The organism is Pseudomonas sp. PvP009, assembly GCF_017832995.1.
In the GTDB taxonomy this organism is placed as follows: Bacteria; Pseudomonadota; Gammaproteobacteria; order Pseudomonadales; family Pseudomonadaceae; genus Aquipseudomonas; species Aquipseudomonas syringae.
Map to the genome: position 1 here is coordinate 3,016,062 of NZ_JAFIBG010000001.1, position 24,333 is coordinate 3,040,394.

General features: G+C 60.4%; 21 protein-coding genes. 13 read left to right on the forward strand and 8 right to left on the reverse strand.

The window, feature by feature from the left end; translation table 11 throughout:
- The first annotated feature begins 1 nt into the window (after position 1).
- A complete protein-coding gene (locus JOE29_RS12775; protein WP_004403846.1) occupies positions 2-565 on the forward strand; it encodes an NUDIX hydrolase in 564 nt (187 codons plus the stop codon).
- A 32-nt stretch (positions 566-597) separates the two neighbouring features.
- On the opposite strand, the gene JOE29_RS12780 is transcribed toward JOE29_RS12775, so the two are convergent.
- Positions 598-888: a DUF1330 domain-containing protein gene (locus JOE29_RS12780; protein ID WP_210079570.1), complete on the reverse strand. Its 291-nt coding sequence runs from the start codon at positions 886-888 to the stop codon at positions 598-600.
- Positions 889-982: 94 nt separating this feature from the next.
- Here JOE29_RS12780 and ribBA point away from each other — a divergent pair, with 94 nt between their 5' ends.
- The 5 genes from ribBA to JOE29_RS12805 all read left to right on the forward strand — a co-directional run bounded on the left by ribBA (position 983) and on the right by JOE29_RS12805 (position 6,322).
- Positions 983-2,092 carry a bifunctional 3,4-dihydroxy-2-butanone-4-phosphate synthase/GTP cyclohydrolase II gene (gene ribBA / locus JOE29_RS12785; protein ID WP_210079571.1) on the forward strand — a complete coding sequence of 370 codons (1,110 nt, stop codon included), beginning with the start codon at positions 983-985 and terminating at the stop codon, positions 2,090-2,092.
- A 290-nt stretch (positions 2,093-2,382) separates the two neighbouring features.
- A complete protein-coding gene (locus JOE29_RS12790; RefSeq protein WP_003317999.1) occupies positions 2,383-3,408 on the forward strand; it encodes an ABC transporter substrate-binding protein in 1,026 nt (341 codons plus the stop codon).
- Complete coding sequence (locus JOE29_RS12795; protein ID WP_017278225.1) at positions 3,393-4,349, forward strand: ABC transporter permease; 957 nt, start codon at positions 3,393-3,395, stop codon at positions 4,347-4,349. Before JOE29_RS12790 ends, JOE29_RS12795 begins: the two co-directional genes overlap by 16 nt.
- 6 nt (positions 4,350-4,355) lie before the next feature.
- Entirely contained in the window at positions 4,356-5,171 is an 816-nt protein-coding gene (locus JOE29_RS12800) for an ABC transporter permease (RefSeq protein ID WP_003317997.1), read from the forward strand.
- Positions 5,168-6,322, forward strand: coding sequence for an ABC transporter ATP-binding protein (locus tag JOE29_RS12805; RefSeq protein ID WP_044312896.1), 1,155 nt, complete (start codon positions 5,168-5,170; stop codon positions 6,320-6,322). Before JOE29_RS12800 ends, JOE29_RS12805 begins: the two co-directional genes overlap by 4 nt.
- Positions 6,323-6,338: 16 nt before the next feature.
- Here the strand turns inward: JOE29_RS12805 and JOE29_RS12810 are convergent, their stop codons facing one another.
- The gene (locus tag JOE29_RS12810; RefSeq protein ID WP_017278227.1) at positions 6,339-7,253 is read right to left on the reverse strand and encodes a LysR substrate-binding domain-containing protein; all 915 of its coding nucleotides are present in this window, start codon (positions 7,251-7,253) and stop codon (positions 6,339-6,341) included.
- A 124-nt stretch (positions 7,254-7,377) separates the two neighbouring features.
- Between JOE29_RS12810 and JOE29_RS12815 the strand changes: the two genes are divergently transcribed.
- Positions 7,378-8,472, forward strand: a complete 1,095-nt coding sequence (locus JOE29_RS12815) for a tartrate dehydrogenase (RefSeq protein WP_210079572.1) — start codon at positions 7,378-7,380, stop codon at positions 8,470-8,472.
- Here JOE29_RS12815 and JOE29_RS12820 read toward each other — a convergent pair.
- A complete protein-coding gene (locus tag JOE29_RS12820) occupies positions 8,469-9,344 on the reverse strand; it encodes a LysR family transcriptional regulator (RefSeq protein WP_003410140.1) in 876 nt (291 codons plus the stop codon). The two genes, JOE29_RS12815 and JOE29_RS12820, sit on opposite strands and share 4 nt — an antisense overlap.
- 101 nt (positions 9,345-9,445) lie before the next feature.
- On the opposite strand from JOE29_RS12820, the gene JOE29_RS12825 reads away from it, so the two are divergent.
- Entirely contained in the window at positions 9,446-10,837 is a 1,392-nt protein-coding gene (locus JOE29_RS12825) for an aldehyde dehydrogenase family protein (protein ID WP_210079573.1), read from the forward strand.
- 601 nt (positions 10,838-11,438) lie between these two features.
- Here JOE29_RS12825 and JOE29_RS12830 read toward each other — a convergent pair.
- The gene (locus JOE29_RS12830; protein ID WP_044312902.1) at positions 11,439-12,023 is read right to left on the reverse strand and encodes a flavin reductase family protein; all 585 of its coding nucleotides are present in this window, start codon (positions 12,021-12,023) and stop codon (positions 11,439-11,441) included.
- A gap of 140 nt (positions 12,024-12,163) precedes the next feature.
- Between JOE29_RS12830 and JOE29_RS12835 the strand changes: the two genes are divergently transcribed.
- Positions 12,164-12,787 carry a nucleotidyltransferase family protein gene (locus JOE29_RS12835; protein ID WP_004403863.1) on the forward strand — a complete coding sequence of 208 codons (624 nt, stop codon included), beginning with the start codon at positions 12,164-12,166 and terminating at the stop codon, positions 12,785-12,787.
- On the opposite strand, the gene JOE29_RS12840 is transcribed toward JOE29_RS12835, so the two are convergent.
- From JOE29_RS12840 to JOE29_RS12855, 4 genes are read right to left on the reverse strand one after another with little or no spacing between them, the layout of a single operon-like run.
- Positions 12,768-13,736, reverse strand: a complete 969-nt coding sequence (locus JOE29_RS12840; protein ID WP_210079574.1) for an XdhC family protein — start codon at positions 13,734-13,736, stop codon at positions 12,768-12,770. The two genes, JOE29_RS12835 and JOE29_RS12840, sit on opposite strands and share 20 nt — an antisense overlap.
- 2 nt (positions 13,737-13,738) lie before the next feature.
- Positions 13,739-15,955: a xanthine dehydrogenase family protein molybdopterin-binding subunit gene (locus tag JOE29_RS12845; RefSeq protein WP_024664208.1), complete on the reverse strand. Its 2,217-nt coding sequence runs from the start codon at positions 15,953-15,955 to the stop codon at positions 13,739-13,741.
- A gap of 9 nt (positions 15,956-15,964) precedes the next feature.
- Positions 15,965-16,948, reverse strand: coding sequence for a xanthine dehydrogenase family protein subunit M (locus JOE29_RS12850; protein WP_016568032.1), 984 nt, complete (start codon positions 16,946-16,948; stop codon positions 15,965-15,967).
- Positions 16,948-17,628: a (2Fe-2S)-binding protein gene (locus tag JOE29_RS12855; RefSeq protein WP_003420887.1), complete on the reverse strand. Its 681-nt coding sequence runs from the start codon at positions 17,626-17,628 to the stop codon at positions 16,948-16,950. Before JOE29_RS12855 ends, JOE29_RS12850 begins: the two co-directional genes overlap by 1 nt.
- Positions 17,629-18,518: 890 nt before the next feature.
- Here JOE29_RS12855 and mqo point away from each other — a divergent pair.
- The 4 genes from mqo to JOE29_RS12875 all read left to right on the forward strand — a co-directional run bounded on the left by mqo (position 18,519) and on the right by JOE29_RS12875 (position 24,315).
- Positions 18,519-20,162: a malate dehydrogenase (quinone) gene (gene mqo, locus JOE29_RS12860; protein WP_003420890.1), complete on the forward strand. Its 1,644-nt coding sequence runs from the start codon at positions 18,519-18,521 to the stop codon at positions 20,160-20,162.
- Positions 20,163-20,318: 156 nt separating this feature from the next.
- The gene (locus JOE29_RS12865; RefSeq protein WP_003318404.1) at positions 20,319-20,555 is read left to right on the forward strand and encodes a hypothetical protein; all 237 of its coding nucleotides are present in this window, start codon (positions 20,319-20,321) and stop codon (positions 20,553-20,555) included.
- A 401-nt stretch (positions 20,556-20,956) separates the two neighbouring features.
- Complete coding sequence (locus tag JOE29_RS12870) at positions 20,957-23,941, forward strand: ATP-binding protein (RefSeq protein WP_210080014.1); 2,985 nt, start codon at positions 20,957-20,959, stop codon at positions 23,939-23,941.
- Entirely contained in the window at positions 23,938-24,315 is a 378-nt protein-coding gene (locus tag JOE29_RS12875; protein WP_210079575.1) for a response regulator, read from the forward strand. Before JOE29_RS12870 ends, JOE29_RS12875 begins: the two co-directional genes overlap by 4 nt.
- The last annotated feature ends 18 nt before the right edge of the window (positions 24,316-24,333 follow it).

The following is a 24,333-nucleotide window of genomic DNA, read 5'->3' on the forward strand; positions in this document are numbered from 1 at the left end:
AATGGCCACACCGCGCTTCTGTCCCCAGTGCGGTAGCGCTGATCTGGCTCAGCGTGTGCCATCGGGCGACACACACGTGCGACTTGTCTGTGGCGGCTGTCAGTACATTCACTACGTCAACCCGAAGATCATCGCGGGTTGCATCATCGAGCAGGAAGGCAAGTACCTGCTCTGCCAGCGCGCCATCCCGCCGCGCCCCGGCACCTGGACACTGCCTGCCGGCTTCATGGAAAGCGGCGAAACCACCGAGCAGGCGGCGCTGCGCGAAGTCTGGGAAGAAACCGGTGTGCGCGCCGAGATCCTTTCGCCCTACTCTATTTTCAGCGTGCCGCGCATCAGCGAAGTCTACATCGTGTTCCGTGCCATCGCGCTGGAGGTGACCGGCCGGTTCGGCCCGGAAACCCTGGACTACAGATTCTTCGCCCCCGAAGACATCCCGTGGGACAGCATCTATTACCCCGCCATTCGCCAGATACTGGAGCGCTATATCGAAGAACGTCAGGCGGGTGTCTACGGCATTTATATCGGTAACGACGACACCGGCAAAGTGCACTTCATCCGATGAACGCCTGAAGCTTTCAGCTCGCAACTGAACGCTTAAAACTGCCCCTCGACGATCACGATCTCGGCCTTTGAAGCGCCCTGCCTGTGGCTCATCGCATGCTGGTACTCGGGCGACCGATAACAGGCCACCGCTTTCTCGTAAGATTCAAATTCGATAATCACCGTGCGCTGCGGCGTATCACGCCCTTCGAGCGCCTCGGAACGCCCGCCGCGCGCAAGGAACCTGCCACCAAACAGCTCGAAAGCCGCGTGCGCGCGCTGGGTGTATTCGCTGTACTGCTGGGAGTCGGTCACATCAACGTGTGCAATCCAATAGGCTTTCATCGCGATCTCACTGTTTCATTGATAGGCAATCTGTGAAATATTCTGTCTTATGGTATACCACGATTCATTCACCCATAAAACCGGGAAACTGACTATGGCGTTCGATCGCATCGAAGACATCATTGAAGACTACCGCCAGGGCAAGATGGTGTTGCTGGTCGACGATGAGGATCGGGAAAACGAAGGCGATCTACTGCTCGCCGCCGATTGCTGTTCGCCGCAGGCAATCAGTTTCATGGCCCGCGAGGCGCGCGGTCTGATCTGCCTGACGCTGACCGACGAACACTGCCAGCGTCTGGGCCTGGAGCAGATGGTGCCCAGCAACGGCAGCGTATTCGCCACGGCGTTCACAGTGTCCATCGAAGCCACCACGGGGGTAACCACCGGCATCAGCGCGGCAGATCGTGCGCGTACCGTTCAGGCTGCCGTCAACCCGCGCGCAGTAGCGGAAGACCTGGTGCAGCCAGGGCATATCTTTCCATTGCGCGCGCGTGACGGCGGCGTGCTGACCCGCGCCGGACATACCGAAGCGGGCTGCGACCTGGCCCGCCTGGCCGGTTTCACGCCAGCGTCGGTCATCGTTGAAGTCATGAATGATGACGGCAGCATGGCCAGAAGACCTGACCTGGAAGTGTTCGCCAAAAAGCACGGCATCCGCATCGGCACCATCGCCGACCTGATCCATTACCGCCTGAGCACCGAACACACCATCGTCAGGATTGGCGAGCGCGAACTGCCGACCGTGCACGGCACCTTCCGTCTGTTCAGCTACGAAGACCGCATCGAAGGTGGCGTGCACATGGCCATGGTGATGGGCGACATCCGTCGCGACGCCGCCACACTGGTGCGCGTGCATGTTGTCGACCCGCTGCGTGACCTGGTGGGTGCCGAATACAACGGCCCTGCCAACTGGACACTCTGGGCCGCCCTGCAACGTGTCGCGCAAGAAGGTCACGGTGTGGTAGTGGTGCTGGCCAATCACGAATCGTCTCAAGCGCTGCTGGAGCGCATTCCGCAGCTCACCCAGCCGCTCCGCCAATACACCCGCTCGCAATCACGCATTTATTCCGAGGTCGGCACGGGCGCACAGATCTTGCAGGACCTGGGCGTCGGCAAGCTGCGCCACCTTGGTCCACCCCTGAAATACGCCGGGTTGACCGGCTACGATCTGGAAGTGATTGAAAGTATTCCGTTTCCCGGCTGACCACGTAAACGCCTGGCGCGCGCGCCAGATAATCCGCCGCCTGCAACCACAGGCACTGATCAGAAAACCCACCGTGAGGGCGTTTTGACAGGGCAAAACGCTTGCAGAAAGTTTGGAATACCATAATATGACATTCCATAAATACAAGATCTGGTCAGACGCGCCCGGCAAGGGACAGCACTAATAACAGCACCTGACCCGTACAAGGTTTCAAGGCCCATTGGACCTACTGCTCCCGATTACGCGGGCAAGAAAAGCCCGCTCAAAACACAACAAATGAGGGCGTAAAAATGGTGTTGAACAAACGTGCAACAGCAGTCCTGGCCGCAGGCGTGCTGGCTTTCTCGAGTGTCGCCGCTATTGCCGCCGAGAGCGTCAACTTCGTGAGCTGGGGCGGCTCCACGCAGGACTTCCAGAAGGAGGCCTGGGCGGCTCCATTCAGCAAGGCCAGTGGCATCACCGTCGTGCAGGACGGTCCTACTGACTACGGCAAACTCAAGGCCATGGTCGAAAGCGGCAACGTGCAGTGGGACGTTGTCGATGTCGAAGCCGACTTCGCCCTGCGCGCCGCCAGCGAGGGCCTGCTGGAGCCTCTGGACTTCACCACCATCAAACGCGACGAGATCGACAAACGCTTCGTGACTGACCACGGCGCCGGTTCGTTCTTCTTCTCCTTCGTGCTCGGCTACAACGAAAGCAAAGTCGGCGGCAAGGCGCCTGGTGACTGGGCCGCGATGTTCGACACCAAGACCTACCCTGGCAAGCGCGCGCTGTACAAGTGGCCAAGCCCCGGCGTGCTGGAACTGGCCCTGCTGGCCGATGGTGTAGCCCCCGACAAGCTTTACCCGCTGGACCTCGACCGCGCCTTCAAAAAACTCGACACCATCAAGAAGGATATCGTCTGGTGGGGCGGCGGTGCGCAGTCCCAGCAACTGCTGGCCTCCGGTGAAGTGTCGATGGGGCAGATGTGGAACGGTCGGGTCTACGCCCTGCAACAGGATGGCGCCCCGGTGGGGGTGAGCTGGAAGCAGAACCTGGTCATGGCGGATTTTCTGGTCGTTCCCAAGGGCGCAAAAAACAAGGACGCCGCGATGAAGTTCATCGCCAATGCGACCAGCGCCAAAGGCCAGGCAGACTTCTCCAACCTCAGTGCCTATGCCCCGGTCAATACCCAGAGCGTTGCGCGCCTGGACTCTACGCTTGCACCTAACCTGCCGACCGCGCACGTTGCCGATCAAATCACTCTCGACTTCGCATACTGGGCCAAGAATGGCGCTGATATCGCGACACGGTGGAACGAATGGCTGGTCAAGTAAAAATGACAGCGGTTGCTCCTCGTCAATCCATGCCGGCCGGGGGTGCTTCCAGCACCGCTGGCGCGGCCAGCCAGAAGGCGCCGGGCATGCTGCCATCCCCTTCCCTCGCGCAGCGCTGGCGCGGCAGCCGCAATCTGCTTCCGGCGCTGATCTTCCTCGGGCTGTTCTTCTTCGCCCCGCTGATCGCCCTGCTGCTGCGGGGCGTGCTTGAACCGGTGCCGGGCCTTGGCAACTATGAGCAACTGTTTGCCAACTCGGCCTATTCGCGGGTGCTGCTCAATACCTTTTCCGTAGCGGGCCTGGTGACGCTGTTCAGCCTGCTGCTGGGCTTCCCGCTCGCTTGGGTGATCACCCTGGTCCCACGCGGCTGGGGACGCTGGATTCTGAATATCGTGCTGTTGTCGATGTGGACCAGCTTGCTGGCCCGCACTTATTCGTGGCTGGTGCTGTTGCAGGCCTCCGGGGTCGTCAACAAGGCCTTGATGGCCATGGGCATCATCGATCAACCGCTGGAAATGGTGCACAACCTGACCGGTGTAGTGATCGGCATGAGCTACATCATGATTCCGTTCATCGTCCTGCCGTTGCAGGCGACCATGCAGGCCATCGATCCGATGGTGCTGCAGGCGGGTTCGATCTGCGGGGCCAGCCCGTGGAGCAATTTTTTCAGAGTGTTTCTGCCACTGTGCCGTCCGGGGCTGTTTTCCGGAGGCCTGATGGTATTTGTCATGTCGCTCGGTTACTACGTCACCCCGGCGCTGCTCGGCGGCGCGCAGAACATGATGCTGCCCGAATTCATCGTCCAGCAGGTGCAATCGTTCCTCAACTGGGGGCTGGCCAGTGCCGCCGCTGCGTTGCTGGTGCTGATCACGCTGGTGCTGTTCTACTTCTACCTGAAGCTCCAGCCGGAATCACCGGTCGGCGCCAGCAACGCGAGGTAAACCGCCATGCTCCTGACACCCAATGCCATGAGCCCCGGCTTGCGTACGGGCCTGTACCTGACCACCGCCCTGATCGCGCTGTTCCTGTTGCTGCCGATCCTGTTCATCGTCCTGCTGTCGTTCGGTTCATCGCAGTGGCTGGTGTTTCCGCCGCCCGGCTGGACGCTGAAATGGTATCAGCAGTTTTTTTCCAATCCGGACTGGATGGCCGCGGCCATGTCCAGCTTCAAGGTCGCGATCCTGACCACTTTCGCCTCGGTGGCGTTGGGCCTGCCCACTGCGTTCGCGCTGGTGCGTGGCCGGTTTCCGGGGCGTGACCTTCTGTACGGCGTCTTCACACTGCCGATGATCGTGCCGCTGGTGATCATCGCTGTCGCGGTCTACGCGCTGTTTCTCAAGCTCGGTTACACCGGCACGCTGTTTTCCTTCGTCGTCAGCCATGTGATCGTTGCCTTGCCGTTCACCATCATCTCGATCATCAATTCGCTGAAGCTGTTCGACCAGTCCATCGAGGATGCCGCGGTCATCTGCGGCGCTTCACGCTTGCAGGCCATCTACAAGGTGACCTTTCCCGGCATCCGGCCGGGCATGATGGCCGGTGCGCTGTTCGCGTTCCTGGTGTCGTGGGACGAGGTGGTGTTGAGCGTGATGATGGCCAGCCCGACCCTGCAAACCCTTCCCGTGAAAATGTGGACCACCCTGCGTCAAGACCTGACGCCGGTCATCGCCGTCGCCTCAACGCTGCTGATCGCCCTGTCGGTGCTGATCATGTTCATCGCCGCGACCCTGCGTCGCCGCAACGAAGCCAGGAGTACTTCATGAGTGCCGTGATCAAAGACCCCGCCCATCAGCACCAGAACACACTGGTCAGTCTGTGTAATCTGAACAAGCACTACGGAAATTTCGCCGCTGTCGACGACATTTCTCTGGACATCCAGGACGGTGAATTCCTGACCTTCCTGGGCTCCAGCGGCTCGGGAAAAAGCACCACGCTGTCGATGCTCGCCGGCTTCGAAACACCCAGCTCGGGCGAGATTCTGGTGGGCGGCAAATCGCTGGTGAATGTGCCGCCGCACAAGCGTGACATCGGCATGGTGTTCCAGCGCTACTCGCTGTTCCCGCACCTGTCGGTACGCGACAACATTGCCTTTCCGCTGGCAATCCGCAAGTTGCCTGCGGCCGAGCGCGAGAAGAAAGTCGATGCGATGCTCAAGCTGGTTCAGCTCGAAGCCTTCGCTCATCGTCGCCCGTCGCAACTGTCTGGCGGCCAGCAGCAGCGGGTCGCCATCGCCCGGGCGCTGGTTTACGAGCCGCGCATCCTGCTGATGGACGAGCCTCTGGGCGCACTGGACAAGAAACTGCGCGAAGACCTGCAGGACGAACTGCGTCAGTTGCATCGCCGGCTGGGCATCACCATCGTTTACGTGACCCATGACCAGGAAGAAGCCATGCGCCTGTCACAGCGCATCGCCATCTTCAGCCATGGCAAGATCGTCGGTCTGGGCTCGGGCTATGACCTGTACCAGGATCCGCCGAATGCCTTCGTCGCCTCGTTTCTCGGCAACTCGAACTTCCTCAGGCTCAAGGCCCAGGGCAATGCCGTGGCGACGTTCGAAGGCAGCACACTGGCGATTCGCCTGACCGCAGGGCTGAAGACTGATCAGGACGTGCTGCTGATGGTGCGCCCGGAGAAAGCCCAGGCGCTGAGCGTGTCCCAGGCAGCCGCCATGCCGCTCGAAGCAGGCTGGAACGAGGTGAACGCCACGGTCACTGAAGTGCTTTTCCTCGGCGAGAGCCAGACGTGCTCGGTGGTCACTGCCGGAGGCACTGCCATGACCGTCAAGGCGCTTTCCGCGAACGGCATGTCACTCCAGACGGGCGACCCGGTGCGCGTGCGTTGGGCAGCCGCAGACGCGTGCATCTACACCGAGTGGACCGACAGCGACCTGAACAAGGCGGCCGGCACGCACTGACGCTGCGTGGCGTGCCTCAGTGGTTGACGGGCGAAGGATGCAGGGCAAGGTAGTCGCGCAGAAACTCCACCGTGACGCGCACCTTGGCCGAACTCATCAGCGGCGAGGTGTGCACCGCCCAGATGTCTGCATCCTGGCGGTAATCCGGCAACACCTGAACCAGCCGGCCCTCGGCCAGGTCAGTGCGCACATCCCACAGCGAACGCAGCAACACCCCGCGCCCGTCCAGGCACCACTGACGGGCGATTTCGCCGTGGTTGGTAGACAGGCTGCCGGTCACCTTGACGGTTTCGGCACCCTGCGGCCCGTTGAGGTGCCAGATGCCGAATGGCCGGTCGCGCTCCTTGATCACCAGGCAATCGTGATTGGCCAGTTCGCCAAGATTGAGCGGTGTGCCGTGAAGGTTGAGGTAGCCGGGGCTCGCGCACAGAACCCTCCAGTTGCTGGCCAGATGCCTGGCGCGCAGGTGCGGGGCGATTTCGTTGCCGACACGGATATCCAGATCGACGCCCTCCTCGATCAGATCGACCAGCCGGTCCTGAATGTCCAGACGGATATCCAGCTTCGGATAACGCGACGCCAGTTCCGACAACGCCGGCGCGACGAAACGCCGGCCGAAGCCCTGACTGCTGACGACCCGCAACAAGCCACTCGGCTCGCCATGCAATGCCGCCACCTCTTCGCCCATCTGCTGCACTGAGTCGAGCATACCCCTGGCCCACTCGTAGACGCGCTCGCCATCCTCGGTAATCGACACCTGCCGGGTCGAGCGGTGCAGCAACACCACACCCATGCCCTGCTCCAGCAAACGAATACGCTTGCTGACATAAGCAGCGGACATGCCCAGCTCATCCGCAGCCCCGACGAAGCTCGAGCGCCGGGCCACATGAACGAACACATTCAAATCATCAAGGCTGGGGTATTTATTCACGATTCGTGTTTTCTCAGTGCATTAATCAGCTGATTATCTTTATATCGTGCGCTTATAGCATGGATGGCCTGTGCAACTCATTCATCGCACACCCGTAATGGATCGATTCAGAGAGAACGCCGACATGAACAACAAGAAACTGCGTATTGCTGCCATCGCCGGTGACGGCATCGGCCTGGAAGTGCTGCCTGAAGGGGTACGTGTGGTGCAGGCCGCTGCCGCACGGCACGGGCTGGACCTGGAGTTCGAGTACTTCGAATGGGCCAGCTGCGATTACTACCTGAAGCACGGCAAGATGATGCCGGACGACTGGTTCGAACAGCTCAAAGGCTTTGACTCGATCTTCTTCGGCGCCGTCGGCTGGCCGCAAAAGGTCCCGGATCACATCTCGCTGTGGGGCTCGCTGCTCAAGTTCCGCCGCGAATTCGACCAGTACGCGAATATTCGCCCGGTGCGTCTGTTTCCCGGCGTGCCCTGCCCGCTGGCCAATCGCAAACCGGGCGACATCGACTTTGTCGTGGTCCGGGAAAACACCGAAGGTGAATACTCGTCGCTGGGCGGGATCATGTTCGAAAACACCGAAAACGAATTCGTGTTGCAGGAATCGGTATTCACCCGTCGCGGCGTCGACCGCATTCTCAAATTCGCTTTCGAGATGGCCAGCAAACGCGAGCGCAAGCACGTTACTTCGGCGACCAAATCCAATGGCATGGCCATCAGCATGCCGTACTGGGACAAACGCACCGAAGCGATGGCCGGCCAGTACCCCGGCATCAGTTGGGACAAGCAACACATCGACATTCTCTGCGCCCGTTTCGTGCTGCAACCCGAGCGCTTCGACGTGGTGGTGGCGTCCAACCTGTTCGGCGACATCCTCAGCGACCTCGGCCCGGCCTGCGCGGGCACCATCGGCATTGCGCCGTCAGCCAACCTCAACCCAGAGCGTCACTTCCCGTCATTGTTCGAACCGGTTCACGGCTCGGCCCCGGACATCTTCGGCCAGAACATCGCCAACCCGATCGCGATGATCTGGTCGGGTGCGCTTATGCTCGAATTCCTCGGCCAGGGTGACCAACGCTTCACCGCGGCCCATGACGAAATCATCACCGCCATCGAGCAAGTGATCGCCAACGGCGACGTCACGCCGGATCTGGGCGGCACGCTTTCGACTCAGCAAGTCGGCGCGGCGATTGCCGAGCGGATTTCTGCAGCCCGTTAAACGTTTTCTGGCTCGCTGCGCTGTTCCAGCAACTCGACGAAGCGGGTCAGGCTGCGTGACACCGTGCCGCGGCGCCAGATCAGCCAGGTGTGCAGGTAGCGAAACTTCTCGGACAGCGGCCAGATACTGACCGTGGCGCAGCCGGGCATACTTTCCAGCATGCTGCGCGGCATCAGCGCCAGCCCGGCACCGGCGCTGACGCAGGCGAGCATGCCGTGGTAGGACTCCATTTCGTGGATCTTGCCCGGCACTGCCGCGTCATCGGTGAACCAGCGTTCAAAGTGATGGCGGTACGAGCAGTTGGCACGAAACGCATAGATACTCTCTCCGCTGACATCACGCCCGCGCTTGACCGGTGCATGATTGAGCGGCGCGATGATGACCATTTCCTCTTCGAAGACCGGCACGCCGTCAAGCGATGGATGCTGCACCGGCCCGTCGACGAACGCAGCGACCAGTCGACCGGCCAGCACGCCGTCGATCATGGTTCCGGACGGGCCTGTCGAAAGGTCCAGCTCGACCTTGGCGTTCTGCTGATTGTAGGCGGCCAGCAGCGCAGGAATCCTGACCGCAGCCGTGCTTTCCAGCGACCCCAGTGCAAAAGGCCCCTGTGGCTCCTCCCCGGAAACGGCGGAGCGCGCTTCCTGCACCAGATCCAGGATGCGTCGCGTGTAGTCGAGAAAATTCCAGCCTGCGGGAGACAGGCGCAAGCGGTGCTTCTCGCGAATGAACAGGTCGACGCCCAGATCCTGCTCCAGCTGCTTGATGCGCGTGGTCAGGTTCGAGGGCACCCGGTGGATGTGCTGCGCCGCGGCGCTGATGCTGCCGTGTTCAGCCACCGCTTTGAAGATCTCCAGCTGAACCAGATCCATATCATTCTCCAAACATGAACGTTACGCTCATTATTATTCAGTTTTAGAAAGCATTGCACGCCTATATTCTGGTTCCACTTCCACCTCAACAGGATGGCGCAATGACTACTGTCACCAGCAACACCCATGCAATCTCGATCAACCCTGCCAACGGCGAGCAGATCGGTCACTATGCCTTTGAATCCGCCGCCGCGCTGGATCAAAGCCTGTCGCGGGCGGCTGCCGGTTTTGCCGGCTGGAAGCGCACACCGGTTCAGCAACGTGCGCAATTGATCGTCGCCATGGGTCAGGCCCTGCGTTATGACGCCGACAACATCGCACGCATGATCAGCCAGGAAATGGGCAAGCCCGTTGCCCAGGCACGAGGCGAGGTCGAGAAATGCGCGCAACTGTGCGACTGGTACGCGGCGCAAGGCCCGGCGATGCTGGTGGCCGAAGCGACTCAGGTCGAGCATGACAAGGCGCGGATCGAGTACCGTCCGCTGGGCCCTATTCTCGCGGTAATGCCGTGGAATTTCCCGATCTGGCAAGTGCTGCGCGGTGCGATTCCGACCCTGCTGGCCGGTAATACGTACGTGCTCAAGCACGCGCCCAATGTCATGGGCTGCGCTTACCTGATGCTCGATGCGTTCAAGCGTGCCGGCTTCCCGGAGGGTGTGTTCGAAGTCATCAACGTGAGCCCGGAAGGCGTTTCAAGCGCCATTGCCGACCCGCGCATCGCAGCCGTCACCCTGACCGGCAGCGTGCGTGCTGGCCAGGCCATCGGCGCCCAGGCCGGTGCGGCACTGAAGAAGTGCGTGCTGGAACTCGGCGGTTCCGACCCGTTCATCGTGCTCAATGACGCGGACCTGGATCAGGCTGTGAAGGCGGCGGTGATTGGCCGCTTCCAGAACACCGGGCAGGTCTGTGCAGCGGCCAAGCGTCTGATCATCGAGCAAGGCGTGGTCGAGGAGTTCACCCGCAGGTTCGTCGAGCAAACGCGTCAACTGGTAACGGGCGATCCTCTTTCCAGCGAAACCTACATTGGCCCCATGGCGCGCTTCGATCTGCGCGACGAGCTGGATGCCCAAGTGCAGGACACGCTCGCCGAAGGCGCCACGCTGTTGCTGGGCGGCAAAAAGGCCGAAGGCCAGGGCAATTATTATCAGCCTACCGTGCTCGGTGACGTCACCGATAAGATGACTTCGTTCCGGCAAGAGCTGTTCGGCCCTGTAGCGTCGATCATCACCGCGCGTGACGCACAGCACGCCCTGGAGCTGGCCAATGACAGCGACTTCGGCCTGACCGCGACGATTTATACCCGCGACCTGAAACAGGCCGAGCGCATGACCGAGGAACTGGAAACCGGCGGTGTGTTCATCAACGGCTACAGCGCTTCAGACCCGCGCGTGAGCTTCGGCGGCGTGAAGAAAAGCGGCTTTGGTCGTGAGCTGTCGCACTTCGGTGTACGCGAGTTCTGCAATGCGCAGACCGTATGGCGGGATCGTCAGTGAGGGTGCAGAAGATACAAAGCCCTTGCGGGACTGGCTGGTATGGAGATCCGCGTTGCTCACCAAGGAGCAGGTGTAGCCGCTGAGTATTTGCTGATCAGTCAGTCCCCCTTCGCGAGCAAGCTCGCTCCCACGGGAGCCATCTGTGGGAGCGATGAGTGTGCTTGTGTGGGAGTGAGCTTGCTCACGAAGAGACTGATGCAGCCGCTGAGTAATTTGCTGATCAGTCAGTCCGCCTTCGCGAGCAAGCTCCCACGGGGTCATCTTTGAGAGCGATGAGTGTGCTTGTGTGGGAGTGAGCTTGCTCACGAAGAGACTGATGCAGCCGCTGAGTAATTTGCTGATCAATCAATCCCCCTTCGCGAGCAAGCTCGCTCCCACGGGAGCCATCTGTGGGAGCGATGAGTGTGCTTGTGTGGGAGTGAGCTTGCTCACGAAGAGACTGATGCAGCTGCTGAGTAATTTGCTGATCAATCAGTCCGCCTTCGCGAGCAAGCTCCCACGGGGTCATCTTTGAGAGCGATGAGTGTGCTTGTGTGGGAGTGAGCTTGCTCACGAAGAGGCCGTTACGGCAGGCGCAGATCGTCAGGGCCAGACATCGCGATTACGCGTCGCCTGTTTCTACCACCGCAGGCTCACCAATCGTATAGAAATGCCCACCCGCGACGTAATGCAGGCTGCGCCATTTCGGATCGGCTTTTTCAAATTCCCAGTGCCCGTCTTTGAACACACGGGTATCAGCCCATGCGCCCACCACTTCGCCAATGAACAGGTCGTAAGCCTGCTGATTGTGCGGCTCGGGAATGACCTGACAGATCAGCCACGCCGAGCAGCCTGCGACCAGCGGCGAGTCGTGACCGTCGATGCGGAACAGATCCACATTGGCCTTGTCCAGCTTGTCCGGAGTGAAGACCTTGCTCTGGGTGCCGACGTCGAAGGTCATCTGCAATTGATCCAGATTGGGCACCTGCAGGGCAAAGTAGCCACTCTTCTCCACCAGCTCGCGGGTCTTGGTCATCTTGTCGATGACCAGCGTCACCTTGGGGGGCGAGAAGTCCAGCGCACAGGCCCAGGCCGCAGCCATGACATTATGCGTGCCCTCGTGGCTGGATGAGACCAGCACGGTCGGCCCGTGGTTGAGCAAACGGTAGGCTTTTTCCAGCTCGACAGGACGAATATGATTGTCCACTTGAAACCCTCGAAAACATGATTCGTGCCGCTACCGGCAAGGCAGCGAAATAAGGCATTGTGCGTGCATCAGCAGAACTGCAGGGTGCGACGGGTAAACCGCGCGCGCCCTCTCCTTTCACCCACTCATAAGGTTTCGGATTGAGCAGCATAGACAGCCAGATCCCCGAAGTGTTCGCCCTGGTCCTTGCAGCGGGCCGCAGCAGGCGCTTTGCTGGTGACAAACGACAGGCGCTTCTGCCGAGCGGTCGAACACTGCTCACGGCAAGCCTGGAAAACGCGCAAAATGCATTCGGCAAAACGGCGGTGGTATTACGCCCTGATGACCAGGCGGATGCGCTGGGGATTGCCTCGAACGTCACGATCATCCGCAGCGAAAACGCCGAACTGGGGATGGGCCACAGCTTGGCAAGCGCGGTTGCGGCAGTGATGGACTCCTCTGCCGATGCGGTTGCCATTGTTCTTGCTGACATGCCCTGGATACAGCCGCAGACACTGCATGACCTGGCCAGAATGGCCGATCCCCAGCGCATTGTCCTGCCCATGCACGAGGGCCAACGCGGCCATCCGGTGATCATCGGCCGCCGGTTCTGGCCAGCGCTGCTCAAGCTGGAAGGCGACCAGGGCGCGAAGGCCCTGATCATCAACAACCCCGAGGCGTGTGACCTACTGCATTGCGATGATCCTGGCATCCTGCGCGATGCCGACACCCCGTCAGCGCTGGCACAAGCCTGCCGGCAACACCTTACACTTCGGCACGACTGACACCGTTGGCCACCCGCAGGATGTCAGCCATCACCGCAATGGCGATCTCGGAAGGTGTCTTGCTGCCCAGGTTCAGGCCGATGGGCGCGTGAATCCGGTCCAGGACCTGAGCGTCCAGCCCGCCAATGCGCCCCAGACGCTCCAGACGTTTGCTGCTGGTGCGCATCGAGCCCATCGCGCCGATGTAGAAGGCCTCGGTACGTACCGCCTCGAGCATGCTCAGATCATCCAGCTTCGGATCATGCGTCAGAGCAAGAACGGCCGTCGAACTGTGGCAGCCGCCCCCGGCAATAAACACCGCAGGCAGCACGCCGCGCACCTCGACACCCGGCATTGAAAACCCCGATGTGACCTCGACACGAGGGTCACAGACGATCACCTCATAACCCATGGCAACGGCAAAACTGGCGCAGAACTCTGCCACCGGCGACAGACCGGCGAGCAGCACGCGATACACCGCGCCCATGCGGATACTGATGCTTTCGCCATCGACCTGCACACGCGACTCGCCCATCGTCGCAGGCCCAATCGATCTCTGCACGCCGCCCAGTTGCACCTGCCTGCTGACCAACTCGCGTCCGGCGAGCGCCTGCTCGATGGCCGCCAGATGTGCATCGGCTTCAGGCCCTGGCGCGATGAACTCGATCAGCACATCCAGCACACCGCCGCACGGCAAGGCCCGCGTCGGCGCAAAACCGCCGTCGCCGTAGCGAACCACCTGATTGACCGGCTCGAACTGCCCCACGGCAACCCGCTCGAGAAAATCCTCTTCCACGCAACCACCCGACAGAGAGCCGCGATGCTCGCCGCTGCCCAGCGCCACCAGCATCGCACCCGGCCCGCGCGGGGCCGAGCCGAATGTGGAAAGAACCGTGCACAGCCAGACGGCCTTGCCGCTGGCCAGCCAGCCCCGCGCCTGTTGTACAACCTGCAAATCAAGCTGTTTCATCGTTACAACCCTGCCATCAGTTTTTCCTTGCTGATCGGCAGGCTGCGCACCCGTTTGCCCGTCGCGTGATACACCGCATTGGCCACTGCTGCGGCCAGCCCGGTCACACCGATCTCGCCGATGCCTCGTGCGCCGAATTCACCCAGGTTGTAGTCCGGATAATCAAGCAGCAAGACGTCGATGTCCGGTTGATCCGCATGCACCGGTACTACGTACTCGGCGTAGTTGTTATTGACCGGCATGCCGCTGCGCGGATCGTATTCACCGGCCTCGAACAAGGCCATGCCGATGCCCATCACAATCGCGCCTTCCACCTGATTGCGTGCCGCCAGCGGGTTGACCACTTTGCCCACGTCAATGGCGCTGACCACCCGCGAGACGCGCAGGCTGGAAATACCCGGGTCCCAGCGCACCTCGACAAAATGCACACCGAACGAGCGGAATGAGTACTTGCCCGCCTCGGGCATGCCGCTTTGAAAAGTGCCCTCGGCACGCGATAAACGCTGGCCGTTCAGTACATCGACGAAGCTCGCCCGTTGCTCACCCATGACCAGTTGACCGTTCTCGACCTTGATCGCTTCGGCGTCCTGACCGGCGAACACTGCATCCTTGCTGACGGCGTACTGGCGCAGCTTCTGCAACGCTTCGCGGGTGGCGCCGGCAATTGCCGGCATCACGCTGGCGGTCACCCATGAGCCGCCAGACACCGGGCCTGCCGGGAACGATGAACTGCCCAGTTCCACTTCAACGCGCTCCATGGGGATACCGGTCAACTGACTGACAGTCTGCGCGACGATGGTGTAGGTGCCGGTGCCGATGTCCTGCAAGCCGCACTGAGCCAGAGCCGTTCCGTCGGAACGCAGAATGACCCGCGCATCGGTAGGCACTTGATAGGCTTCCCAATTGCAGGCGCCCATGCCGTAGCCAATAATTTCATCGCCTTCGCGCATCGAACCGACGTCGGCCTTGCGCGCGTGCCAGCCAAACCGTTCGGCGGCCTTGTCGATGGCTTCGGGCAGGTGGTTACTGGACCACGGCAGTCCTGCGCTCTGATCCTTGTCAGAGAGGTTCAGCTTGCGGAATGCCAGAGGGTCCATGCCACTGGCCAGGGCCATTTCATCAATGGCCGACTCCAGTGCAAACAGGCCCGGGGCCGCGCCCGGCGCGCGCATGGAGGTCGGCGTACCGCGATTGATGGGGCTGATCTTGTGGCTGACCAGCACGTTATCGCAGGCATACAGGCTTTTGGTCACGCCGCCGCAGTTTTCGGTGTAGTCATCGAGCATCGAGGTGTTGTTGAACGACTCGTGACGAATCGACACCAGCTTGCCGCTCGCATCGGTGGCCAGACGCAGGCGCTGGCGAGTTTCCGGACGGTGGCCCACGGTGGTGAACATCTGCGCACGCGGCAACACCAGTTGCACCGGGCGCCCGGTGACTTTGGCAGCGGCGCACGCCGCGACCGAATGCGGCCACGGCCACAGCTTGCCGCCAAAGCCCGAGCCTATGAAGGGCGCACGCACTTCCACCTGGTCGGGGGAAAGGTCGAAGACGTTGGCCAGCAGGTTGCGGTGATTGACCACGCCCTGAGTGCTTTCATAGACAAACAGCTTGCCGTCCTGCCACCAGGCGGTGCTGGCGTGCATTTCCATCGGGTTATGCACTTCTACCGGCGTGGTGTAAGTCTGATCGACTTTCACTTTTGCGCCCTCGAAAGCGCTGTCCGGATTGCCGCGATTGTGCCCTGCACCGCCATCGCGGGCGCCATTGACGCGCATGCCTTCGGCAAGGTCCTTGACCGCCGGACGCTGGTCATACTCAACCGTCACGCGATAGGCCGCGGCCCTCGCCTGCTCGAAGCTCTCAGCCACCACAAGGGCCACGAACTGGCCAGGATAATAGACGCGGTCATCCTCAAACGGCAGGCGATGCTCGTCCGCCTTACTGGCCGAGAGCATCTTGGCAAAGCTCAGTTTGGTATTAGGAGTACGGTGCAGCGAGGGGAAGTTGTCGTGGTGAAAGATATCGACCACGCCAGGCATCGCCTTGGCCTGCTGATCCTTTATGGCCACCACGCGACCGTTGGCGATGGTGCTGTAGACGCCATAGGCGTAAAGCATCTTGCCCATCGGATGGTCTGCGGCATAGCGCGCCTGACCACTGACTTTCTTGCCGCCGTCGATACGACGCTGCGGCACACCAATGATGTTTTCGCTCATGAGAAATTCCTAGGCCGTGAGGTCACGAAGGTTGCGGACGATGACCTGCTGACCCAGCGGGATCTTGAAGGCGTTGTGTTCATAGGCCCGCGAGCCTTTCATCGCCAGCGCTGCGACCTGCGCAAAGGTGTCCAGATCGGCACGCTGACCGATCAGCGCACGCTCGGCGTCCAGCGCACGCCACGGCTTGGTGCCCACACCGCCCAGTGCAATGCGCGCATCGGTAATACGTTTGCCGTCCATCACCAGAATCACGGCACTGGACGCCAGGGCGAACTGGTAAGAAGTACGGTCGCGCAGCTTCAGGTAAGACGAGCGGCTGCCTGACAGCGGCGCGTCGAGGGTCACATGGGTGATGAGCTCGTGTGGCGCCAGCGCATGTTCGCGCTCTGGCGTATCACCAGGCAGCAAATGAAAGTCAGCGAACGGGATATCCCGCGAGCCATTGGCGCCCTGAACGGTAACCTGCCCGCCGATCGCCGCCATGCCGACACACATGTCTGACGGATGCGTGGCAATGCAATGCTCGCTGGTGCCCAGCACTGCGTGCACACTACGGTTCATCCCGCCAATGGCTGCACAACCGGAGCCCGGTTGGCGCTTGTTACAGGCTGAAATACCATCGCGAAAATACGGACAGCGCACACGCTGCATAAGATTGCCGGCGGTGGTCGCCTTGTTGCGCAATTGGGTCGAAGCACCGGCAAGAATCGCTTCGGACAACACCGGGTAACGCTGCTGCACCAGCGGGTGGCTGGCCAGGTCGGTGTTGCTGACCAGCGCTCCGATGCGCAAGCGGCCATCAGGCAGCGACTCGACCTGCTTCAACGCCAGATGGTTGATGTCCACCAGTTGCTGCGGTTGCATCACGTCGAGCTTGACCAGGTCCAGCAGTGTGGTGCCACCGGCCAGATAAAAGCGTTGCCCTTCACCGGACGCTGTGCTGAAAGCCTGCGCGGGCGAAGCGGCGCGAGCATAGTCGAAAGTTCGCATCAGGCAGCACCTCCCATTTTCGAGCGCGCAGATTGCACGGCAGACAGAATGTTCTTGTAGGCACCGCAACGGCAGATATTGCCGCTCATGGCCTCTCTGACGCTGGCGTCGTCGGACGCAATGTTCGGGTCTTTGAGAATCGCAACTGCGCTCATGATCTGTCCGGAGGTGCAATAACCGCATTGGTAAGCGTCGTGTTCCCAGAACGCTTCCTGTACCGGGTGCAGCTTGCCGTTCTCGGCCAGCCCTTCGATGGTGGTAATGCTGTCGCCCTGATGCTGAACGGCGATCGACAGACAGGAGTTGATTGCCAGGCCGTTGACCAGAAGCGTGCAAGCGCCGCACTGGCCGTGGTCGCAGCCCTTCTTGGTGCCCGTCAGTTGCAGACGGTCACGCAGCACGTCGAGCAGAACGGCATTGGCTGGCACGTTCAGGGTATGAACCTGGCCGTTGACCTTCAACTGGATGCGTTGCTCACCCGCTGCGGGCGCGTCACTGTCTTCGACCACGGGGGCCGCAGGTGCCAGAGGCGCCGCCTGCAGCAGGCCGTCGGACGGGATCCAGGTAGACAGCGTGGCCGCAGCAATGCCGGAGGCACCAAACTTCAGAAAGTTTCGGCGCGAGGGCTGCACGGCGCTGCTGTCGACAGCAGTTTCCTTGTGCTTCTTGGGTTCGGTCATCAGGATCACTCGGTAATAGCCGTCACTGCTGTAAAGCGACGGGCGTTATGGTGTGGTCAGCGGCCCGGGCGTACTCCTGCCCACTGACGCGCTGCCTTTATTTCCAAGGGTAATCAAAGCCAAAACGCTATCACCCGTTACAAGTGTTTAACTGGTCTGCGCTTCTAAAGTTCCAACTGTTTGACGGACGTCTGTATCCGAACATTGCGACCACGGGCATGGCAGCCATATACGGACCCTAACAGGAGGTGGGAGCGCTGATTAGCCAGGCAAAGCAGCACGCCGTTATGAGCCTGGCTCATGAATGCACGAGAGCCGGATGAGCGCGCTGTTCGGGGAGACGTTCAGATCGAGCGAAGGCCATATCCGTCTGACGGCTAAAGACCCGGGCGAAAATGCCGATACAGATAGGCAGTGGAAGGCTGTGAAGTGTCTAAATCAAGGCATTCGTGGCCAATTTGATGATGGCACCTCGCAACCGGGGTGCACATTATGCGAAAATACCGCGTCTTTGCCGGTATGCCACCGAGGGTGTGTCGCAGTACGCGTACATAAAATTGCGCGTCAAGCGTGCCTCCATGCTCCGACGCGGCGTCTCAGACTCCGTGAACAGGCTGACCAGGTGTGTCTTCGCAAGTGGCTCAGAGGGCAAGGCCCTCGGGCATCGCAGCACACCAACAGAGCAAATGTCACTCATGACGCTGAATCCAATGATGATAAGAAGTCAGCGCAGCAGGACATAAATTGAGGTCTCGAGCGGTATTATATTGGCCTTGTATGTCCACCTCTAGTCCCCGTGGGTGCGAGTGTTTGTCGCAGGCTTCGCTGCATGTGACAGGCCGTTTCCCCAGGAGTAGTCGGCGGATGGCGTTTATCAGATGGATGACAGAATGTTTAAGAAAGTGAACACGGCCCTCCTGGGTCTGGCCATTTCCATGGGCCTGATGCCCGTGCAGGCGGCTGAAACCAAGAAAGTCGACGTACTGCTCGTCGGCGGCGGCATCATGAGTGCAACCCTCGCTGTCTGGCTCAACGAGCTGGAGCCAAGCTGGTCGATGGAAATGGTCGAGCGTCTCGACGGCGTCGCCGAAGAAAGCTCCAACGGCTGGAACAACGCCGGTACCGGTCACTCGGCGCTCGCCGAACTGAACTACACCCCCGAAGACAAGAACGGCAACGTCGACATCTCCAAGGCCATCGAGATCAACGAAGCGTTCCAGATCTCCCGTCAGTTCTGGTCCTGGCAGGTCAAGACCGGCGTTCTGAAAGACCCGCGTTCGTTCATCAACTCCACACCGCACATGAGCTTTGTGTGGGGCGACAACAACATCCAGTTCCTGCGCAAGCGTTACGCAGCATTGCAAGCCAGCCCGCTGTTCAGCGGCATGCAGTACTCCGAAGACCACGAGCAGATCAAGAAGTGGGTCCCGTTGATGATGGAAGGTCGTGACCCGGCGCAGAAGCTGGCCGTGACCTGGAGCCCGATCGGCACCGACGTCAACTTCGGCGAGATCACCCGCCAGTTCGTCTCCAATCTGAAAGCCAAGCAGAATTTCAATCTGCAGTTGTCGAGCGAAGTCGAAGACATCAACCACAACGACGACGGCACCTGGCGCGTCAAGTACAAGAACCTGAAAGACGGCACCGTTACCGAAACCGACACCAAGTTCCTGTTCATCGGTGCCGGCGGTGCAGCTCTGCATCTGCTGCAGGAATCCGGTATTCCTGAAGCCAAGGAATACGGCGGCTTCCCGGTCGGCGGTTCGTGGCTTGTCACTGACAACCAGACCCTGGCCATGCAGCACATGGGCAAGGCCTACGGTATCGCGTCGACTGGCGCGCCACCCATGTCGGTTCCGCACCTGGACACCCGTGTTCTGGACGGCAAGCGCGTGATCCTGTTTGGCCCATTCGCGACCTTCTCGACCAAGTTCCTGAAAAACGGTTCTTACTTCGACCTGCTGACCAGCACCACCACGCATAACGTGTGGCCGATGACTCGCGTCGGTATCGAACAGTACCCGCTGATCGAATACCTCGCCGGTCAGGTGATGATGTCTGACGACGATCGCTTCGCGGCTCTGAAAGAGTACTTCCCGAACGCCAAGAAAGAAGACTGGCGCCTGATGCAAGCCGGTCAGCGCGTACAGATCATCAAGCGTGACGAAGAGAAAGGCGGCGTTCTGAAGCTGGGTACCGAAATCGTTGCCTCCAAGGACGGCAGCATTGCCGGCCTGCTGGGTGCTTCGCCAGGTGCCTCGACTGCAGCGCCGATCATGCTGGGCGTGCTTGAGAAAGTCTTCAAGGACAAGGTAGCGACTCCGGAATGGCAGGCAAAACTGCACCAGATCGTGCCTAGCTACGGCACCAAGCTGAACAACAATCCGGACCGTGTTGCCGAGGAATGGGCGTACACCGCCGAAGTCCTGCAACTGACTCCACCACCGCCGGTGAACAAGACAGGTAATGCTCCAACTGCTGCACCTGCTGCTCAGCCAGCGAAAAGCAATCCAGCCAGTGACATGGCGCTCTAAGGCTTTTACAGCTTGAGCAAAGCCCCGCCAGATCTTGTCTGGCGGGGCTTTTTTTTGCCCGCCGTTGCGCAGGCAAACCCTGCCGACATGAAAACATGTCGAACTCTTCGCGTCGTTCGTTCCTCCAACCAGGACGACACACTGAGAGGAACTGCAATGAGCAAGCATACTGACAAGCCTTCCAGCCAAACGCCTGAACAGTCCGCGCCAACCACAGACCAGTCCGGCAAGCCGGTCGATGTGGTGCGCAAGGACATTGCGCAGGAAAATCCCGAAACCGAAGGCGTGGACAAGGTCATCACCCCGACGTCCATCAAGGAAAAAGAGCAGGATGCCGAAACGCTTCGCGCAAAGAATCGTGAGCTCGAGCGCAAGTTGAACGGCCAGGGCTGATTGCCCAAGCGGGCCTGTAGCAACCCAGCACTTGCCGATAATTCGCTAAAAAATGGCAGGCAGGGCCTCAAAGGCCCACACCTGCCAACTTGCAGGCATCTCCCCGACATAGTCAGTTAAAGCTACGCGTCCAACGGGCACCTGTTATGGTGACCCACTTCCTTCTATCTCTGGCTTGTATCAGCAGAGCGCGTCATCCAGGTCTCCACGCCGCACTTTCGCGGCAACCTCGCATTTTCTTGCGCTGTCCATCCGGGCCGCTGGCCGCCCAAATTCCCGCTGCGGCCGACAAAAATCCATCTGAATCGCGTTTAGCGTCGAACGACTGCACGTCGTACCAAGCAGTGGCTGGCTGTTCCCGGCTGAAACACCCTGTGGAGTTCACGCAATTGATCAAGGACATGCTGGATGCAAAGCCTGACGCAGCGCTTGAGGCTGCGCTAGCCGAATGTGCCCGAGAGCCGATTCGTGTTCCTGGCGCGATTCAGCCGCACGGCGTCTTGCTCAGCGTTGCGGGCGCTCCCCTTTGCATTGAACAGGTCAGCGCCAACTGCGCAACAGCACTCGGGATGACCGCTGACGAGTTGCTGGGCAAGCCTCTGTCATGGCTGCTGTCGCCTGAACATTCGGCCCTCATCGACCATGCGTACAGCCACCCCGCTGCCCCGAACCTGGACCCGATAAAACTGACGCTCGGAACCGCCCACTACAGCGCCTCGCTGCAGCGTATCGACGATGTCCTGATTATCGAACTGGAGGACTTCGTAGAAACCGATCACGGGCAATCCAGAATCCTTGCCCGGGTATTGCGCAACCTGCAGGCCGCCACAACGCTGGAAACGCTGTTCGATATCAGTGTGCACGAGATTCAGGCGCTTACCGGCTACGACCGGGTCATGATTTACCGGTTCGAGCCCGAGGGCCATGGCAAAGTCGTCGCCCAGGCGCTGACCGGGCCATTGCCCAGCTATAGCGGCCTGAACTTCCCCGGTTCGGACATTCCCGCCCAGGCGCGGGAACTGTATCGGCTGAACTGGATTCGTGTGATTCCGGACGCCACCTACGTTCACGTGCCCCTGATACCGACCTTGCGTCCGGCAACAGGGCAACCGCTCGACCTGGGTTTCTCGACGTTGCGCAGCGTGTCCCCGGTGCATTGTGAATACCTGAAGAACATGGGCGTGCGCTCTTCGATGAGCATCTCGTTGCTCGATGGCGGCGAGCTCTGGGGCCTGGTTGCCTGCGGTCACCCCGAACCGTTGCGGGTGTCCAGAGAGCTGCGCGATGCCTGCGCGATGATCGGTCAGTTACTGTCGGTGAAAATTTCCGCCATTGTGGCGACCGACGTGCAGCGCGAGCGGGAAGCGAAAGTTGCCCTGCTCGGACAACTGGCAGACGCCATGAGTCGCGCCAATCATGAAGTGCTCGACGGACTGGTCAGCCGGCCCGAGCTTCTCATGTCGCTGACCCTGGCAGACGGTGCGGCTGTGCTGATTGACGATCAGGTTCATCTGTTCGGCACCTGCCCTGCAATCGAACAAGTGCGTGAACTGTACACCTGGATACGCGACACCGGCCTGGCGCATCAACGCACCAGACAGCGGGCGACGGGCTTGCAGGGTCTGGGGGTTTTCCACACCAACTCCATGCAGAGGGAGCTTGCCGCCAGCGCCGTTTACAGAGACGTCGCCAGCGGCGTCATCGCGTTCACGCTACCCAAGCCGATTGATAACGCTGTCATGTGGTTTCGTGCCCAACTCACCTCCACGATGAACTGGAGCGGCGACCCGACCCATCACGTCAGCACCCGTCCGGAGAGTTCCGCGAGTCATCGTCTGCATCCAAGGCAGTCTTTCGATGTCTGGGAGCAAGAGGTTACCGGCATTGCCAGGCCGTGGTCGCGCGCAGATCTCTATGGCGCTGAAGACATACGTCGCTCTGCTCTGGAAAGCGATCTGGAGCGTCAGGTGCAGCGCGAGCAGGAGGCGGTTCGTTTGCGTGATGAACTGGTCGCCGTGGTCTCCCATGACCTGCGCAACCCAATGTCGATCATCATTATGCAGTGCGGCATGATGCAACGCTGGGCGTTGGGCGACACGCACTTCGAAAATCGCAATATCCGCCGTGCGCTGGGCACCATCGAGAAAGCCACGACGCGCATGAACAGCTTGCTGGAAGACCTGCTCGATACCGCGCAGATCGAAGCCGGCCGCTATCATCTGTCGCGCCTGCCGCTGAGCGTCACCAGTCTGCTGGAAGAAGCCTGCAGCCTGTTGGTGATGCTGACCACCGAAAAGAACATCGAGCTCAACTGCACCGCCGCGCAAGGCCTGGTGGTCGATGCGGACGCGGAACGAATCTTTCAGGTACTTTCCAACCTGGTCGGTAATGCCATCAAGTTCACCCCGAAAGGTGGCAGAATCAACATCGATGCGGTCGCCCATCAGCACGAGGTGCTGTTCAGGGTGAGTGATGACGGGATCGGCATCCCGGTCGAACACCTGCCTTTCATTTTCCAGCGCTACTGGTCCGTCAAGGAAGGCAACCCACGCGGCAACGGCCTGGGACTGTATATATGCCAGGGCATTGTCACGGCTCACGGCGGGCGTCTGTGGGCTGACAGCTCACTGGATTCGGGAAGCGTATTTTCTTTCACCCTGCCCATGCATCAGGGGCTGGATACCGTTGGCGAAACGACATTTTTAAAGCAGAGCGGTACGACTCACCGGCTGGCGCAGTCCATTTCCAGCAAACTGGAACGCCAGCAACTGGAAGATCGTCTGACCCGCGCCGGGTTGCTGAATGAACTGAACCATCGAGTAAAAAACACCCTGGCAACCGTCCAGGCCATAGCCTCTCTTACTGTCAACAGCTCTGCGTCACTGGAATCCTTTCACAAGAGCTTCGGTGCGCGCCTGTTCGCCCTGAGCCAGGCGCACGATGCACTGGCGCGTGCAGAATGGATTTCCACCGAACTGGTCGACCTGATAGAGCAACTGCAGGAGGTTGACTCGGGGGTACACAGGATCAGTTTCGAAGGCGACCCGGTGACCCTGGAGCCGCGCTTTTCAATGACGCTTTCCATGGTGCTCCATGAACTGATGGCCAATGCAGTGCAACACGGTGCGCTTTCTTCAGCAGCAGGTCAGGTGACAGTGACCTCGACGCTGACTGCCGCCCCCTCCCCGCCCACGCTGAAAATCGAATGGAAGGAAACAGGCGGCCCGCCGGTCGTCGCAACCACTGTGAAAGGCTTTGGCTTGCGCTTGATACGCCGCAGCATAGAGCGAGAACTCAAAGGCCAGGCCGACATTCAGTTCGCCCGTACAGGGATCATCTGGTCAATGCTGATTCCCTGGCCAGACAAACCGGAAAGCCACTTATGAGTTCAGAATCGGACGATCAGACCTCGCTCCCCAAAGTGCTGTTGGTGGAAGACGAGACCATGCTCGCCATGCTGATGGAAATGCTGCTTGAGGATCTGGGTTTCGCGACCGCTTACCACGCCAGCACGCTGAACGAAGGCATTGAACATGCACGTAACGGCGAGTACGACCTGGCCATCCTGGATATCAACATTATCGGCGGCAACTCGTTTCCGATAGCCGCCGCCATTGCCGATCGCGGCATACCCTTCATGTTTTGTTCCGGGTACGGGCGGCTGGGGATCCCCGACACGTGGCTCGACCGACGTTGCGTTGCCAAACCGTTCAGTGCCGAGCAACTGAGCGAAGCATTGAATGAGCTGCTTCAGGTCTGAACACCGCAGCCGCTCTTG

What these genes read in the sequence shown, in the direction of transcription:
- JOE29_RS12775 (WP_004403846.1), top strand. Translation starts at nt 2, where the DNA reads ATGGCCACACCGCGCTTCTGTCCCCAGTGCGGTAGCGCTGATCTGGCT.
- JOE29_RS12815 (WP_210079572.1), top strand. Translation starts at nt 7,378, where the DNA reads ATGAACAACAAGAAACTGCGTATTGCTGCCATCGCCGGTGACGGCATC.
- mqo (WP_003420890.1), top strand. Translation starts at nt 18,519, where the DNA reads ATGTTTAAGAAAGTGAACACGGCCCTCCTGGGTCTGGCCATTTCCATG.
- ribBA (WP_210079571.1), top strand. Translation starts at nt 983, where the DNA reads ATGGCGTTCGATCGCATCGAAGACATCATTGAAGACTACCGCCAGGGC.
- JOE29_RS12870 (WP_210080014.1), top strand. Translation starts at nt 20,957, where the DNA reads ATGCTGGATGCAAAGCCTGACGCAGCGCTTGAGGCTGCGCTAGCCGAA.
- JOE29_RS12855 (WP_003420887.1), bottom strand. Translation starts at nt 17,628, where the DNA reads ATGACCGAACCCAAGAAGCACAAGGAAACTGCTGTCGACAGCAGCGCC.
- JOE29_RS12795 (WP_017278225.1), top strand. Translation starts at nt 3,393, where the DNA reads ATGGCTGGTCAAGTAAAAATGACAGCGGTTGCTCCTCGTCAATCCATG.
- JOE29_RS12790 (WP_003317999.1), top strand. Translation starts at nt 2,383, where the DNA reads ATGGTGTTGAACAAACGTGCAACAGCAGTCCTGGCCGCAGGCGTGCTG.
- JOE29_RS12800 (WP_003317997.1), top strand. Translation starts at nt 4,356, where the DNA reads ATGCTCCTGACACCCAATGCCATGAGCCCCGGCTTGCGTACGGGCCTG.
- JOE29_RS12805 (WP_044312896.1), top strand. Translation starts at nt 5,168, where the DNA reads ATGAGTGCCGTGATCAAAGACCCCGCCCATCAGCACCAGAACACACTG.
- JOE29_RS12840 (WP_210079574.1), bottom strand. Translation starts at nt 13,736, where the DNA reads ATGAAACAGCTTGATTTGCAGGTTGTACAACAGGCGCGGGGCTGGCTG.
- JOE29_RS12780 (WP_210079570.1), bottom strand. Translation starts at nt 888, where the DNA reads ATGAAAGCCTATTGGATTGCACACGTTGATGTGACCGACTCCCAGCAG.
- JOE29_RS12865 (WP_003318404.1), top strand. Translation starts at nt 20,319, where the DNA reads ATGAGCAAGCATACTGACAAGCCTTCCAGCCAAACGCCTGAACAGTCC.
- JOE29_RS12825 (WP_210079573.1), top strand. Translation starts at nt 9,446, where the DNA reads ATGACTACTGTCACCAGCAACACCCATGCAATCTCGATCAACCCTGCC.
- JOE29_RS12820 (WP_003410140.1), bottom strand. Translation starts at nt 9,344, where the DNA reads ATGGATCTGGTTCAGCTGGAGATCTTCAAAGCGGTGGCTGAACACGGC.
- JOE29_RS12875 (WP_210079575.1), top strand. Translation starts at nt 23,938, where the DNA reads ATGAGTTCAGAATCGGACGATCAGACCTCGCTCCCCAAAGTGCTGTTG.
- JOE29_RS12845 (WP_024664208.1), bottom strand. Translation starts at nt 15,955, where the DNA reads ATGAGCGAAAACATCATTGGTGTGCCGCAGCGTCGTATCGACGGCGGC.
- JOE29_RS12850 (WP_016568032.1), bottom strand. Translation starts at nt 16,948, where the DNA reads ATGCGAACTTTCGACTATGCTCGCGCCGCTTCGCCCGCGCAGGCTTTC.